We start from the raw sequence: 13,122 nt of genomic DNA on the forward strand, positions 1-13,122 counted from the left end.
AGACAGCCAGGCCCGCAAAAAGTCATTCCGTTACGGCTTCCTTTCGGTTAACGGGAGCCTTCGCCTGCTTCGGACTTTCCTGCTTGCTGCGCGGCTGCTCGGCACCCAGCGGTACGCGCGCATTCAGCATCACGACGCACAGGTAGCTGATCCATCCGAACAAGGCGCAGATCAGAACCGCGTGGATCATACCGGTGAACAAGAAAGCCGTATCGTGTCCCAAGGACCAGGTAACGGTAGCTCCGCTGAAAATTTGAGCGATCAGGAAGCCCAGCACCCAGCCCGCGCCTTTGTACACATTTTCAAGATGGCTGTATTTCTTGCGTGCGATCAGGAACAAAGCGAGTCCGAAGATGAACATAATCACCGCCGCGATGCGGTGGACAAATACGATTCCGGTGGCGCCCGTCAGTTCCGGGACGACCTGTCCGTTACAGAGCGGCCAGCCGATGCAGCCTCCCGAAGACTCCGTATGCCGGACAAAAGCGCCCACATAAACGACGATGTAGCAGTAGACGCCGACAAACCAGACGAAAGCGCGGAAGCCGCGGCCGATCGGAGCCGCATCTTTCGGCAGCGCCGGTGTGCGGCCGTCCGCCGTGCGGGCGACGGAAACCGCGTAGTTTCCCCATTTCGTGAACGTCAGCCAGAGCAGCAGCGTCATGGCGAAGGCAAGCAGCGAAAGGCCGAAATGAAGCGCCATAACCGCGGAAGACTGCGAAAAGACAACGGCCAGGGCGCCCATAATCGCCTGCAGCACGGTGAAGAAGCCCGCACCCGCTACGAAATATTTCGCGTCCTTACGGCTGACCGTTTTGAAAACAAGAATAAATGTGGCGAGCAGCAGCAGACCCACAAGGCCCGTCACCGCCCGGTGACTGTATTCGATAACGGATGAGATCGTATAGGCCGGAACGAACTTGCCGTTGCAGAGCGGCCATTCGTTACCGCAGCCCAAACCCGAATCGGTTTTGGTTACGAGCGCGCCCATAATCACGATCAGGAACATGCCGATCATGGTCAGAAAGGACAACCGCTTCGTTAATTTATACATACCATGCACCTACTTCTCTATAATCAATAAGGCTATTTTTGCAAGAGATTTGGCCGCCAGACAGCAGCAATGCCGCTTGTATTCATTATAGCTACTATTCGGGGCCAATTCCATTCGCAAATGTTACAAAGCCTTGAAAGAAGCGGCTGGCACGCGGCCCATCATTAGGGAGTCCCTAATGACCGCAAATTATGCAGAAAGACGCGGCTGGAAACGGTATACAAAAAACAGCCGTTCCCGAAGGAACGGCTGTTTTTGTTTTACTTAAAAGAGAACGGGTCTCCCGAGTGCCTGTATTACTTGGCCAGCGCGTTGCCCACTTCGATCGCACGGTCCAGGAACTGCTCGATCTCTTCACGCGTTTTGCGCAGCTTGCTGACAAAACGGATCAGCTCTTGCCCGCCGCTGAAAGCGATAAAGCTCGGAATGCCCAGAATGTTCAATTCTTCGCAGAGATCGGGCACTTCGTCCCGGTCCAGCTCGATGAACGAGATGCGCCCGGCATACGCCTTCTCCAGATCCGGCATAAAAGGCTCGATATAATGGCAGTCTTTACACCAGGTTGCTTTAAAAACGGCAACGGTCACTTCGGATTTCTCTACCGCCGCCCGGAAATCTTGTTCCTTGTGGACTTTTTCCATGGGGATCACCTCGAATAGAATCGTCCGGCCTTCATTCCCGACCGGCTTCATCGGAATCTGATAAACTTGTTTATCTTATAGCATGCTCCTCCGGGCCTGTCAATAACAGCAAAAATGCGATCCATTCGGCCATTTACAGACATTGTAAAAAGTGATATCATATGAATATCAAAAAGATATTTAAAATTTTCTGGATTGTCTAAAAGGAGATGAACGCGATGACCGAACGTCATGTATGGAAAATCAATGGATTTGTCGGCCTGCTCGCTATGGTCGCATTTATCGGAGCAGGTATTTTCTGCCTGACCGCGGAGCTGATTATCCCCGCCGTGCTGCTGTTTGTGCTGGCAGGCGTAGTACTCAGCTCGTTTACCGTCGTACAGCCGAACCAGGGGATGGTCGTCAATTTCTTCGGCCGCTACAGCGGCACAGTCCGTGACAGCGGCTTCTGGGTAACGATCCCTTTCAGCGAGCGCAAAAAAATATCGCTGCGTGTCCGCAACTTCAACAGCGCGCGGCTGAAGGTCAACGATGTGGACGGCAATCCCATTGAAATTGCGGCCGTCGTCGTTTTTCGCGTAGTCGATACGGCCAAAGCCAAGTTCGAAGTCGATAATTACCAGGCATTCGTGGAAATTCAAAGCGAGACCGCCCTCCGTCATGTCGCCTCCAAATACCCGTACGACTCATATGCCGGAGAAGCCTACTCTCTGCGCGCCAACAGCGAAGAGGTTGCCAAGGAACTCACCCTCGAGCTGCAAAGCCGCCTCAGCGTAGCCGGCGTTGAAGTATTGGAGTCCAGGCTGACTCACTTGGCCTACTCCACCGAGATCGCAAGCGCCATGCTCCAGCGCCAGCAGGCCTCCGCCATCATATCCGCACGCGAGAAGATCGTAGAAGGCGCGGTCAGCATGGTGCAGATGGCAATCGCCCGCCTTCAGGCGGAAGGCGTCGTCGAGCTGGATGAAGAGCGCAAAGCCGCGATGATCAACAACCTGCTCGTAGCGGTTGTCTCCGACAGGTCCGCCCAGCCTGTCATCAACTCCAGCTCCATTTATTAAGCTGACGCATGGTTGTTAAGAAGAACTTTCCGCTGCGGCTCGATCCGAAGCTCCATCAAGCTTTGGAGCGCTGGGCAGCCGACGAGTTCCGCAGCGTCAACGGGCACATCGAATTCCTGCTCCGGGAGGCGCTGGTGCGTGCAGGCAGAATGCCGGGCCACGCACCGGCGCCGCCTCCGGACGGGGAATTGGAGAATGAGAACTGAGGCGAGAGGCGTTACAATCCTCCCGCCCCACCATAAGAGAGCCGATACTCCCCTCGGGGGATATCGGCTCTACATTTTTAAGGCCATGCGTGAGCTGCACTGCTGCTCTTTTCTCTCAAACGTCACGGCTTAATTCTTTCTTCATCTTAAAGTTAACCAGCTTAATCCCTCTGCGTTCCACGCTTTGCTCCCGAACCAACCGGAACCCGTGATGTTCGAAAAACGGTTTCGCCGTGATACTCGCGTCCGCTTCCAGTTCGGCAAGCCCCCGGTTTTTTGCCTCGTATTCAAGAACGTTCAGTAAAGCTGAAGCTACTCCTTGTCCTTGAAAATCTTTATCCACGTACAGTCTGTCCACGTATCCGTTTACGGTCATATCCGAAAAGCCCACAATTTTGCCATCAATTAGAGCGACATACGTGATATTGCGGCTCATCGAATCCTTCCAGGATTCCAATCTGAGTTCCTCTTCCTCTTGGGACGCCCATGCATGAAGCTGCTCTTGGGTATAATCTTTCTTATTCACGGAATGAACGGTTTCATAAAACAACGAGACGATGGGGCGAATATCCGATACCTGAAACTTTCTGATTTCCATTTTATCTCCTCTTTGCCATCTTTGTAGGATTATCGCCGTATGCATCCGGCTTAACCCCTTGCGGGCAAAAAAAGAGCGGGCTGTATACAGCCCGCTCCCTGCTCATGCTATTCGGCTTCCGCCTTCAATTTCTGCCGTATTTATTGACGTGTAATGATAACTGCATCCTGCTTGCTGTCCCATTTCGCTTCCCCGCCCAGCGCTTCGGCCAGGAATCTCAAAGGAACGCTGGTGTAGTCCCCGTGAAGCTCGACAGCCTGCTCCAGTGTCACCGGCTTACCGTCGACAAGCGCTTCGGCGCTGCCCAGCGTAAACACGATCGTATGGCCGCCGAGATCATCCGTTACCGTAATTTGCTTCGTTTCCCCGTCCCATTTCACTTTCGCGTCGAGCATATTCGCTACGTGCGTCACCGGCGCCATGGAAACGTCGCCTTTGCGGTAGCCCCCAAAGCCGAACAAACTCATGTCCTCATCGTCCAGCGGCAGCGTAAAGGAACGCTTCGTAATCTGGAGATCCTCTTTGAGCAGCTTATAAATCGAGGAATTTTTATCCACCGATTTCAGGAAGCTTCCGAGAGAAGGAACCGATTCGGGATCGGCCGCATCGAAGACGAAACGGTCTCCTTCGGCTTTGACAGGGTTGATCGTGACGGGCTGATTAATATTCCATCTTTCACCGGTCACGCTCAGCTTGATCCCTTTCAATCCCGATTCCGCTTCAGGCAGCGGAATGGTAATTCCCGCGCTGCTTTTGCGGATTTGCTGGGAGCTGTCCACATACAAGTCCACGTTTACGGACGAGCGGTCGCTCAGAATGTCGCGGATCGGCTCATTGCCGGGACCGTTCACCAGCTTGTCGGTTGTTTCGTCATAGCTTGCCAGAACATCCTTCAGCCCGGTTTGTACGGCGGTATACATCGTTTCGACCGCTAGCGTTTTGTTGGACAGATAAGCATCCAGCAGCTTGTTCTCCTCGCCCGCTTGTGCGGCGGCTTCTTTGGCGATCGGTCCGAATACGTCGAATACGGTGCCGAGGAATTCCTTCAGGCCTTTCTCATCTGCGGCGATGTTCTGCAGGAAGGTTTTGACCAGACCGAGCGCTTCGCTGCCTTTAATTTCGGCATGAAGTTTTTGCAGGGAAACCGTCTCATTGTTCACTTTCTCCGAAACGGACGTAACCCCGATCGTCTTCGGATTCGGCGCATGACCGATGAAGAACGACGCAAGCGTCGGAAGTTTGTCTTCGAGCACTTTCTGAAGCTCCTGGATGCTCTTCTGGCCCGGTACAAGTAAGCCTCCGTTAAGCTGACCTGTCTGCGCGTTGCGAATGTAAATCGGCTTGCTTACGCCTTCGATGCGGATAATAATATCTTCGTTCTGAAGGGAGAGCTCAAACGGGATGCTTCCCTTGCCGTATGTAAATTCGCCTTTCATCGATGCGTTCCGGGGATCCTGGATCTTCTCCTCCGTAAACTTGATCGTCACTTCTTTAAACAGGCCTACCAGCTTCTGCGCCTCGGGCGGCAGTCCGGCCAGATCTCCCGTCAGAAGTTCAAACTTGAGTGACTCCTGCGATTCCGCCGATTTGACGGCGTACTGGTTGACCAGCGCCTTGTTCACATCAAGACCTCCTACGGATTCGCAACCCGTAAGGACGATCATGAGCGCGCCCGTACCCCCGCACACAACCTTCTTCCAGTTATTCACTTTCATTTCTCCGGCTCCTTTCCAGCTCCCAAGTATTGCTAACTCTTTTATATACGCACAAGTAAGCAAAAAGACTCACATTCCCGATAAATTTTCCTGGAAAGCAGGACCGCTGCCCATTTGTTTGCATATCATGCAAGAAGATGGAAAATCGGAAAAAACGGGCATCCTAATGATTGACGTTACGGCTGCTTCACAAAGTATTCCGGGGAAAAGAGGCTGCAACAATGAACGGCAACGGGGTCAAAGAAAACAATCCGCTCAAAGCGATCGGACACTGGCTGGCGGGTGTACCGCACACGATTACCCAGCTTGCATCGGGCAAACTGGCTTCTTTGCAGTCCGCGTTTCACTTGGGCCAGAGTGCCCAGAAACTTGTACCGGGCAAAGACAGTGTCAGAAGATTGCGCAGGACCTGGAAGGACCTCGCGGTTCTGCCCGTAAGCCCGCCGGCTCCGGAGTTTTCCCTGTCTGCGCAGGAGCGTCGGCTCGTGGAGCGCATCCGCCTCGATACGCAGCGGAAAAACCGGAACAACGTAACCCGTACCCGGGCTTACTGGAACCTGTATGAGCAGCACCCCGAGCTTCATTGGGCCCTTCTCGCCCATATGGTCTCCCGCAACGGCGGCTGGAACATGACGGACCTGGAAGGGGAGTTCCTTCCCCCCCTGCTGAAACGTCCGGCACGCGAAGCTCTTTTCGCTTTTCTGGAGAGAGCGAATGCGCTCATATTCGGGGACGCTTACCCGCAGCTGCTGCTCTACGAGGAGTCGAAGCGGACCGGCGAGCCTCTGTTTCATCTGCTCCCGGCCTTCGGGGTGTCCGTTTTTATGAGGCCCGTCTGGGAGGAATTCTGGGCGGTTCACGATCCGGTGCTGCTAACGGTCTCCCTCATCGTAAATGAACAACATTTTATAGAAAGCCGTGTCGTCAAACAGCAGTATTTCATTACGCATGTTATGGAAACGGCGGAATTTCAAGCCCAGGCGCTTCTTCAGCTGAATCAGGTTTTCTTTCCTTTCGCCCTGCACAAAGATCCTATGCACAAGTCCGCAGACCGCCTGAATTTGGCCGGTGAAATATTGGAAGACTTCACGGATATCAAGGAACGGATCGGATTCGGAAAAACGCTGTACGCCATCTTGTTCGGCATTCCGGCGGTCCACCAGGGCGTGGTGCTTTTCGCTTCCGCACAGCCGCACACCGGCTCACGGGCGGACTACTGGCCGCATTTGTTCTCCCGCATCCGCAAGGACGCCCCCGGAGTCGGCGCAGCGGGCCCGAAGCTGGAAGGCTGCGAACTGAAAGCCGGAGCCGCGGGCATCTACAGTCCGGAGCTCGAACGCACGTGGAAGGACGTCTCCTTGACGGCTCCCGAGCCCGGGGACTGGTTCCCCGCGTATGCCGGGAGCGTGACGGGCTACTTTGGGGACATCGACGTCCCCCCTTTGTTCGAGATGAGCGCCGAATGCTGCTTCGGCCTCCATAAAATTCAACTGGCCGCCCTCGCGTCCACTCAGTTGAAAGGGGACTAAAAAACGCCCGGCGTTCCTTCTGCTTATGCAGAGGCACATCGGGCGTTTTTATCGGTTGGTCCGGCGGAGGCGGAGGCGTCCGCCGGGCGGCGCAGCGGGGCGCGAGGGCACAGGCCGCATCGCACGGGCTCGCAGACCGCTTGGCGCTGAAGCTTTATCCCCGGCGGCCGAGCACGCGGCCCGCCTTGGCATAAAGCTTCTGCAGCGGCGCGGGGAAGGTCTTGATGTCATCCTTCGTGACCACTTTCGTGACAAACAGAAGGATGACATAGAGCACGCAAGCCAAGGCGCCGATCAGGACGGCGTTCACGGTTGCGTTCACGACTCTCCACGGGAACAAGTGGAGATGCTCGAAGAGCAGCCGCTCCGCGAGCACGCCGATCACCGCGACGACAGCCGTCGTGACGATCAGGCCGGTCCAGCGGCGCGGAGCCATGATGCGGAAGGTAACCACATTGCGCATCACGGCCAGGTTAAAGGCGGACATGACGATGAAGCAGAGCATCGTCGACGCCAGAATGCCGTAAATGCCGAGCCACGGCGATAGAATCAGGTTGCCGAGCAGCTTTACGGCTATGCCGAAGACGACACTGGACACGAGCGCGCGCATTTTGCCCATGCCCATCAGAACGGCGCCCGACGTCTGCATGATGATCTGGAACATCGCTCCCGCGGTCATCATGGCGATCATCGGAGGGCCGTACTCGTAGCCTGTCGGAGTGCCGCCGTAGTCGAACATGCCCGAAAGCGGGCGTGCCGCCGTACAGATCGCCAGAACCATGGGCAGCCCGGACAGGATAGCGAGCTGCATCACGCGGGAGGACTGGTTGCGGACCAGCTCCAGATCCCTTCGCGAATAGGCCCCCGAAATAATGGGGACGACCGACTGGCTGAGCGCGATCGCCAGCACGATCGGCAGTCCCGCAAGCGATTGGGCCTGCCCGCCGAGGATACCGACGATATCCTTGGCTTTGGCTTCGCCGATCTGATCCCGCAGAAGCGGAATAATGGTGGAAGAGTCAATGTTATAAATCAGCGTAACCGTAATCGAAAAAATAACGATCGGAATGGACAATCTGAGCAATTGGCCGTAAATTTGCCCGTAACGGAGTTTTCCTCCCGATGGGCGACTTTGACCGGTTTCCGTATACCCGGGTTCGGAAACCGGCAGCGTCCCCCTGTCTTCTTTACGCAGCTTAAGCGCGTAGTACAGCATGACGGCCAAGGCTGCGATTCCGCCGGTTACACCGCCGAAGGACGCCCCCGCCACGGCCCAATCGAGCGAGACGCCCAGCAGCAGATAAGCCAGCCCTACCGCCGTAATCAGACGGACGATCTGCTCGATCACCTGCGAGATGCCGTTGGGCATCATTCTCTGGCGGCCCTGGAAATAACCGCGCATGATGGCGATCAGCGGGAAAAACAGCAGCGCCGGAGCGATGGCCAGCGTAGCCAGCGTGGCATGAGGATCACCGGACGATACCGCATAATGCGGAGCCAGAAGGAACAGGATCGCGCACATGACAACGCCGGCTCCCACCGCGAATATCAAAGCGGCTTTGTAGATCCGGTTCGCTTCATCCATCCGCCCGAGCGCGGTCCGCTCGGAAATCATTTTGCTCAGGGCACTCGGAATGCCCGCCGTTGCGATAACCAGCAGATTGCTGTAGAGATTAAAAGCGATCGCATAACTCGCCATTCCCTCGTTCCCCAGCATATAAACGAGCGGGAAACGCTGGAATACACCGAGAAAGCGGGCAATCAAAGCCGCGACCGTCAAGATCAGAGTGCCTTTGACTAGCGAATCCTTAGACAATGTCGTTCCTTCTCCCCATACATAATAAGACCGGAAAAGGAGATCCTTTTCCGGACGTGATCGGCTGACGCCGTTTTACTTCGCCTGAAGCTTCTCCAAAGGCTGCGCGTTCCCGTAAACCGGCTTGGCCGTACGTACCGGAGCCGCCCATTTCACGCCGTTTGTAATAACTTTCAGAACGTTCTCGTTGTAATAGGTCGGATACGTTTCATGACCGGGACGGAAATAGAAAATCCGGCCCTGCCCGCGGTGATAGGTGCAGCCGCTGCGGAATACTTCTCCGCCTTCGAACCAGCTGACGAAGACCAGCTCGTCCGGCGCGGGAATATCAAAATGCTCCCCGTACATTTCTTCCTGCTCCAGCTCGAAGTACTGCCCGATGCCCTCGGCGATCGGGTGGGAAGGGTCCACGACCCACAGGCGTTCTTTCTCGCCGGCTTCGCGCCATTTCAAATCGCAGGAAGTGCCCATCAGCTTTTTGAAAATTTTCGAGAAATGACCGGAGTGCAGTACGACAAGTCCCATGCCGTCCAATACGCGTTGGTGTACGCGGTTCACGATTTCATCGGCGACTTCGCCGTGAGCTTTGTGTCCCCACCAGATCAGAACGTCCGTGTCATCCAGAACCTCCTGCGTAAGCCCGTGCTCGGGCTGATCCTGCGTTGCGGTCCGGATCTGGAAGGAGTCTCCCGCAATCCCGGCCGCAATCGCTCCGTGGATGCCTTCCGGGTATACTTCGGCTACTTTGGCATTCGTTTTCTCATGCACGTTTTCATTCCACACGGTTACTTTAATCATGTCGGTCTTCCTTTCCAAAGGAGAGATAAGGCGTATTCCGCGCGCTTCCGCAGTCCGCCTTTTTTGACGGGTATCCCTGAACGGGTTATATCCAAATGATAAACAGAATGATCATCAGCAGTTGAAGAACGACTTTGACGACAACGCTGGAGAAGAAACCGAGAACCGATCCTACCCCGACCTGGGCGGAGTGCTTAAGGTTCGAGCCATGGATCAGTTCGCCCAGCACAGCGCCTATAAAAGGCCCCAGGATAAGCCCGAAAGCCGGTATGACGAACGGACCGGCGAGCAGACCGATCGTGCTTCCCCAGACGGACGCCTTGGAACCGCCGAATTTCTTGACGCCGAATGCACTTACGAGATAGTCGGCGATAGTGATGGCGATAACGACCGCCGATTGGATCAGCCAGAACCAGAAGCCGAAAGGTTCAAAGCTGAAGAAAAACCCGTAGACGAAAAAGGCTCCGAAGATAGCGAGCGCGCCCGGAAGAATAGGAAAAATCGCACCCAGCATCCCGACGGCAAACAGCAAAATAATGAGGATCCATCCCAAAATAGCCATGTCTTCTCATCCTTTCTTCCCGAAAAACGTCCGCGGTTATCTTAACGGGCGGATAACGGGTCCAGCACGTATTCCTGAATGATTTTGGCGACGCCATCCTCGTCGTTGGTAACCGTAACAAGGTCGGCGATACGCTTCACGCCGTCCTGAGCATTGCCCATGGCTACGCCCAGACCCGCCGCGCGGATCATGGCGATGTCGTTCTCGCTGTCGCCCATGGCGATGACCTGCGACATCTCGATGCCGAGAAGCTTGCAGACTTCTTCGATGCCGCTCGCTTTGCTGATTCCTTTGGGGTTCAGCTCGAGGTTGTCCGGATGAGAATTCGTGATCTCAAGCTCTCCCCAGCGGGCCAGCTCTCCGCGGATGATCTCCAGGCTTTCTTTATTTTCCGTGTAAAAGCCGAATTTGAGCCACTCGGGTTTGGTGATATCTTCCGCCCAGTTATCCCGGTTGTACATGCCCTCGACCGAATAAGCCCAATACCAGGTATCGTGCTCAATCGCCAGGTCGTACATCCGTTTGACCAGATCCAAATCAAGCAGCGTGCGTTTCAGAAGGTCGTGCGGAGCTTTCCAGACTTCGCTTCCGTTAACGGAAACGATCGGGGTTTCCAGCTTGAGCTCTTCCGCATAAGGAAGGGCGCTTTGCACGCCGCGTCCGGTCGAGAAAATAACGGTGACTCCCGCTTCCAAAGCCGCGTAAATCGCTTCCCGGTTCGCCGGGGAAACCTGCTTTTCTTCGTTAAGCAGCGTGCCGTCCATATCCAATGCTACCAGCTTATATTGACTCAAAATGCTTCCTCCTCCAAAGCTTTCCTTTAGGAAAGCCGCTTCGTAAGTATTGCCCCAGACTCCCGGGAGGGGAATCTGGAGCTAAACGAAACTTTTATGTCAGAACGCGGCTACGGTTTTCTTCGTGGTTTCTTCCATGTAGGTCGCGTGCCAGAGAGCGAACATGTAAATGGTCCACAGACGGCGTGCATAATCGCCCTGTCCGTCCTGATGGAGCTTAGCCATTCTTTCGACCGCGTCGATTTTTACATAGTCTTCGATGCCGCTCGCTTTAATCTGCTCCACCATGGTGGAGCCCGTCGGCCCTTTGAGCCAGTCGCGCAGCGGAACCGGGAACCCGAGCTTCGGACGGTTCAGGATGAAATCCGGCACGATGCCTTCCATCGCTTTGCGGAAGATATGCTTCGTGGTTCCTTCTGCGATCCGGTATTTCGTCGGAATGCGGCGGGCAACCTCGAACAGTTCCTTGTCGAGCAGAGGAACGCGCAGCTCCAGGGAATGGGCCATCGTCATTTTGTCCGCTTTCATCAGGATGTCGCCCGGCATCCACAGGTTCATGTCGATGTACTGCATCCGCGTCACGGGATCCTGATGCTTCGTCTTGTCGTAATATTGGGCGGCAATCTGGAACGGATTCTGATACCGCTTGAACATCTCGCTGTCCACGCGCAGCACTTCCGCCTTCATATCCTCGGTGAAAATTTTCGCGTTGCCGAGGAAGCGCTCCTCCAGCGGAGTCGTTCCGCGAAGCAGGTAATTGCGGCCCTTCATGCCGGCGGGCAGCATTTTCACCAGCCGGTGAAGCATGCGGCGTACGGAAAGCGGCAGGCTCTCCAGCGGAGCCAGCGACAGAGGCTCCCGGTAGATCCGGTAGCCGCCGAACAGCTCGTCCGCGCCTTCGCCCGACAGCGTCACGGTAACGTGCTCACGGGCAAGCTGAGCCACGTGGTAGAGCGCGATGGCCGAAGGGTCGGCAACAGGCTCGTCCTGATGCCAGACGGCTTTCGGCAGCGTGTTGAAGAAATCTTCGCGCGTGATGATCTTGGAATAGTGCTCCGTACCGAGCGCTTTGGCCGTTTCGGCCGCGATCAGGGTCTCGTTGTTCGGACCTTCGAAACCGACGGAGAACGTCCGGATAGGCTCGATCTGGCGCATATGAGCCGCAATCGCGGTCGAGTCGATTCCGCTGGACAGGAAGCAGCCGCGCTCCACGTCGCTGACCATGTGATGGACGACGGAATCTTTGAGCGTTTCGCGGATTTGCTCCACATACTCCCCGAAGGGGCGGTCCACCGGATCAAACATCGGATCCCAGTAGCGGTGAATCGACATTTCGCCGTCGAAGGACGCTTTTATGTAGTGCGCCGGCGGCAGTTTCTGAATCCCCTCGAACATCGTGTTCGGTTCAGGGACGTACTGGAACGTCAAGTAGTTCATCAGGCTCTCGGTCCGGATGGACGGACTTACGCTTCCCGATGCGACAAGGCTTTTGATCTCGGAACCGAACAGCAGCTGCCGGTCGTTGTACTGATAATAAAAAGGTTTGATGCCGAAATGATCACGGGCGGCGAAAAGCTGCTTCTTGCGGCGGTCCCAGATGGCAAAGCCGAACATGCCTCGAAGATGCTTCACGCACTCTTCACCGAATTCTTCGTACAGATGGACGATGACTTCGGTATCGCTGTTCGTCCGGAACACATGGCCGCGGTCCTGCAGCATGCTCCGCAAAGATTTATAATTGTAAATTTCCCCGTTAAAAATGATCCAAACGGATTCGTCTTCGTTGCAAAGCGGCTGATGGCCCTCCGCAATATCGATAATCGACAGTCGGCGGAACCCGAGCCCGATCCGATTCTCTGTCCAGAAGCCCGAGTCGTTCGGGCCGCGGTGATGAATCACGTCCGTCATCTGCTGAAGCATGGATACGGATGGCTCTCTATCTTCAAAATACATAATACCGGTGATACCACACACGAGTGATTCACACCTCCACTAAAGCTACAACTAGTCTTGTTGTTATTCGATAAACTAGTATAGCACACCCGGTCGCCTTTCTGAAAATGAAAACTCGCGGCCCCCTTTAACCGCGGCTTTTTAAGCTCGCCGGAGACGCTTCAAATTCGTTGGAATAGAAGCGTCTCCGCCTTTTTCCGGGGACCGCGGGCAGCCCTCGTTTACAAAAAGGCAATAACCCACATAAGGCGTTTAACAGATGAAGCCAGCCTCCGTTTTTTCATATCCACCACCCCTTTTCCTTTATACACAATTGTTGGCATCAGGCAACTTTTGAAGCAAAAAAAACCAGGTTCCCTGCTCTCAGTCTATGTCCCTTCCCGTTAGAAGTGACA

Annotated in this window: 12 protein-coding genes; 3 read left to right on the top strand and 9 right to left on the bottom strand. The window is 55.2% G+C overall.

What is annotated here, in order from left to right:
• Nucleotides 1–22: 22 nt before the first annotated feature.
• Complete coding sequence (locus tag HMPREF1207_RS07540) at nt 23–1,054, bottom strand: COX15/CtaA family protein (RefSeq protein WP_009673118.1); 1,032 nt, start codon at nt 1,052–1,054, stop codon at nt 23–25.
• Between the two features lie 296 nt (nt 1,055–1,350).
• Nucleotides 1,351–1,695, bottom strand: coding sequence for a thioredoxin family protein (locus HMPREF1207_RS07545; protein WP_170318640.1), 345 nt, complete (start codon nt 1,693–1,695; stop codon nt 1,351–1,353).
• Nucleotides 1,696–1,913: 218 nt separating this feature from the next.
• On the opposite strand from HMPREF1207_RS07545, the gene HMPREF1207_RS07550 reads away from it, so the two are divergent.
• Both HMPREF1207_RS07550 and HMPREF1207_RS07555 read left to right on the top strand, forming a co-directional pair.
• Nucleotides 1,914–2,756: an SPFH domain-containing protein gene (locus HMPREF1207_RS07550; RefSeq protein WP_009673087.1), complete on the top strand. Its 843-nt coding sequence runs from the start codon at nt 1,914–1,916 to the stop codon at nt 2,754–2,756.
• An 8-nt stretch (nt 2,757–2,764) separates the two neighbouring features.
• The gene (locus tag HMPREF1207_RS07555; RefSeq protein WP_009673157.1) at nt 2,765–2,962 is read left to right on the top strand and encodes a toxin-antitoxin system HicB family antitoxin; all 198 of its coding nucleotides are present in this window, start codon (nt 2,765–2,767) and stop codon (nt 2,960–2,962) included.
• Nucleotides 2,963–3,077: 115 nt separating this feature from the next.
• Here the strand turns inward: HMPREF1207_RS07555 and HMPREF1207_RS07560 are convergent, their stop codons facing one another.
• Together HMPREF1207_RS07560 and HMPREF1207_RS07565 are read right to left on the bottom strand one after the other, a co-directional pair.
• On the bottom strand, nt 3,078–3,560 hold the full coding sequence (locus HMPREF1207_RS07560; RefSeq protein WP_009673164.1) for a GNAT family N-acetyltransferase: 483 nt from the start codon (nt 3,558–3,560) through the stop codon (nt 3,078–3,080).
• Nucleotides 3,561–3,700: 140 nt separating this feature from the next.
• On the bottom strand, nt 3,701–5,275 hold the full coding sequence (locus HMPREF1207_RS07565) for a copper amine oxidase N-terminal domain-containing protein (RefSeq protein ID WP_009673092.1): 1,575 nt from the start codon (nt 5,273–5,275) through the stop codon (nt 3,701–3,703).
• Nucleotides 5,276–5,496: 221 nt separating this feature from the next.
• On the opposite strand from HMPREF1207_RS07565, the gene HMPREF1207_RS07570 reads away from it, so the two are divergent.
• Nucleotides 5,497–6,804 (top strand): DUF2515 family protein, encoded by a 1,308-nt coding sequence (locus HMPREF1207_RS07570; RefSeq protein ID WP_009673145.1) that lies wholly within the window; start codon nt 5,497–5,499, stop codon nt 6,802–6,804.
• 154 nt (nt 6,805–6,958) lie between these two features.
• On the opposite strand, the gene HMPREF1207_RS07575 is transcribed toward HMPREF1207_RS07570, so the two are convergent.
• The 5 genes from HMPREF1207_RS07575 to asnB all read right to left on the bottom strand — a co-directional run bounded on the left by HMPREF1207_RS07575 (nt 6,959) and on the right by asnB (nt 12,748).
• Nucleotides 6,959–8,620 carry a putative polysaccharide biosynthesis protein gene (locus HMPREF1207_RS07575; protein WP_009673143.1) on the bottom strand — a complete coding sequence of 554 codons (1,662 nt, stop codon included), beginning with the start codon at nt 8,618–8,620 and terminating at the stop codon, nt 6,959–6,961.
• A 75-nt stretch (nt 8,621–8,695) separates the two neighbouring features.
• Nucleotides 8,696–9,418, bottom strand: coding sequence for a ThuA domain-containing protein (locus tag HMPREF1207_RS07580; protein WP_009673152.1), 723 nt, complete (start codon nt 9,416–9,418; stop codon nt 8,696–8,698).
• An 85-nt stretch (nt 9,419–9,503) separates the two neighbouring features.
• A complete protein-coding gene (locus HMPREF1207_RS07585) occupies nt 9,504–9,980 on the bottom strand; it encodes a DUF456 domain-containing protein (RefSeq protein ID WP_009673119.1) in 477 nt (158 codons plus the stop codon).
• A gap of 41 nt (nt 9,981–10,021) precedes the next feature.
• Nucleotides 10,022–10,774 (bottom strand): Cof-type HAD-IIB family hydrolase, encoded by a 753-nt coding sequence (locus tag HMPREF1207_RS07590; protein ID WP_009673175.1) that lies wholly within the window; start codon nt 10,772–10,774, stop codon nt 10,022–10,024.
• A gap of 99 nt (nt 10,775–10,873) precedes the next feature.
• Complete coding sequence (gene asnB / locus HMPREF1207_RS07595; RefSeq protein WP_009673098.1) at nt 10,874–12,748, bottom strand: asparagine synthase (glutamine-hydrolyzing); 1,875 nt, start codon at nt 12,746–12,748, stop codon at nt 10,874–10,876.
• Nucleotides 12,749–13,122: the final 374 nt, after the last annotated feature.

The sequence above is a fragment of the Paenibacillus sp. HGH0039 genome (assembly GCF_000411255.1).
In the GTDB taxonomy this organism is placed as follows: Bacteria; Bacillota; Bacilli; order Paenibacillales; family NBRC-103111; genus Paenibacillus_F.

Bases quoted from the DNA above. Each gene is read 5' to 3' on its own strand.
- HMPREF1207_RS07540 (WP_009673118.1), bottom strand. From the start codon at position 1,054: ATGTATAAATTAACGAAGCGGTTGTCCTTTCTGACCATGATCGGCATG.
- HMPREF1207_RS07545 (WP_170318640.1), bottom strand. From the start codon at position 1,695: ATGGAAAAAGTCCACAAGGAACAAGATTTCCGGGCGGCGGTAGAGAAA.
- HMPREF1207_RS07550 (WP_009673087.1), top strand. From the start codon at position 1,914: ATGACCGAACGTCATGTATGGAAAATCAATGGATTTGTCGGCCTGCTC.
- HMPREF1207_RS07555 (WP_009673157.1), top strand. From the start codon at position 2,765: ATGGTTGTTAAGAAGAACTTTCCGCTGCGGCTCGATCCGAAGCTCCAT.
- HMPREF1207_RS07560 (WP_009673164.1), bottom strand. From the start codon at position 3,560: ATGGAAATCAGAAAGTTTCAGGTATCGGATATTCGCCCCATCGTCTCG.
- HMPREF1207_RS07565 (WP_009673092.1), bottom strand. From the start codon at position 5,275: ATGAAAGTGAATAACTGGAAGAAGGTTGTGTGCGGGGGTACGGGCGCG.
- HMPREF1207_RS07570 (WP_009673145.1), top strand. From the start codon at position 5,497: ATGAACGGCAACGGGGTCAAAGAAAACAATCCGCTCAAAGCGATCGGA.
- HMPREF1207_RS07580 (WP_009673152.1), bottom strand. From the start codon at position 9,418: ATGATTAAAGTAACCGTGTGGAATGAAAACGTGCATGAGAAAACGAAT.
- HMPREF1207_RS07585 (WP_009673119.1), bottom strand. From the start codon at position 9,980: ATGGCTATTTTGGGATGGATCCTCATTATTTTGCTGTTTGCCGTCGGG.